The organism is Ligilactobacillus salivarius DSM 20555 = ATCC 11741, assembly GCF_001435955.1.
Classification (GTDB): Bacteria; Bacillota; Bacilli; order Lactobacillales; family Lactobacillaceae; genus Ligilactobacillus; species Ligilactobacillus salivarius.
Window position 1 is genome coordinate 1 of the sequence record NZ_AYYT01000043.1, and the last position, 1,000, is coordinate 1,000.

Annotated in this window: 1 protein-coding gene; it reads left to right on the forward strand. The window is 31.8% G+C overall.

Annotation, left to right across the window (positions count from 1 at the left end; genetic code table 11):
• Window positions 1–698 precede the first annotated feature (698 nt).
• Window positions 699–896 carry a hypothetical protein gene (locus tag FC55_RS09615; protein ID WP_003699182.1) on the forward strand — a complete coding sequence of 66 codons (198 nt, stop codon included), beginning with the start codon at window positions 699–701 and terminating at the stop codon, window positions 894–896.
• The last annotated feature ends 104 nt before the right edge of the window (window positions 897–1,000 follow it).

Genomic DNA, 1,000 nt, shown 5'->3' on the forward strand with positions numbered 1-1,000 from the left:
CATGTCTTTAGACTGGGGTAGTTGACATAATTTTTATGGTTATTTATCATAAATTTCGAGTAAAAAAATCTTAAAATTGTATATAAAATATGGTAAAATCAATATTATCAATGAATAGTGTAGATGATTTGATTATCGGTGCGAAGTTTTATTTTATATTTACATAAGTTGTAAATTAATTTAGATGATGATTTATTGGGCTACCGAGAACTTGAAAATGCAAACATTTTAGGTTAGGGTCTTTAATGTTTAGAATTATTTTGTTAAAATTGTCATATGAGTTCATATGGGCCACTTCCAATCTTTATTTAGTCATTTTGATTGTAAGCCTATATGGGCTTTTTTTGTAGATTTTTTAATAAAACTTCTAATTTTAAGCAAAAAAAAGCTGTAGGTAAGAAGCTTACCCACAGAATTTGGTACAGAACCATTATTTTTAGTTTATCGCCACCGTCTTAAGCGGTCGCTACTAGAGTCAGGAATTGTAGTTCCTGGCTCTTTTCATATACATTATAACACAAAATAGTTTACAAAAACCATTAACTTTTTATGCTGTAATTTATGAAAAGTAAGATTATTTCCATGATATAATACTTTTGGCGAAAGTTATAAGACGGTGGTGAAGTTCCTTGTGAAAGGATGTGGTGCTTATGTACCATTTAATTTTGATCCTAAAAGAAAGGAGGATTCACCCGCCTATGATGCTCATAGTTCATTGGTTGAGCGAAATAGGTGCAATTCTTTGGGCATTAACTGGTGTAATGATAGTTTTGGCTAAATTAATTTCAGCTATTACTCATTGCGAATGTAAACTAGTTACCATGTTAGATTTAGCTTTTAAAGTTAAGAAAGCGTGGAAGAAGCTCAAAGATGACAAAAGAAAAAACCGTCAGTAACTTTTGGCGAAGGACTGAAGGTTTTAAAATATAGTATTTAGTTTATCGCCACCGTCTTAAGCGGTCGCCACTAGGGTCAGGAATTCCAGTTCCTGACTCTTTTC

Bases quoted from the DNA above. Each gene is read 5' to 3' on its own strand.
- FC55_RS09615 (WP_003699182.1), top strand. From the start codon at position 699: ATGATGCTCATAGTTCATTGGTTGAGCGAAATAGGTGCAATTCTTTGG.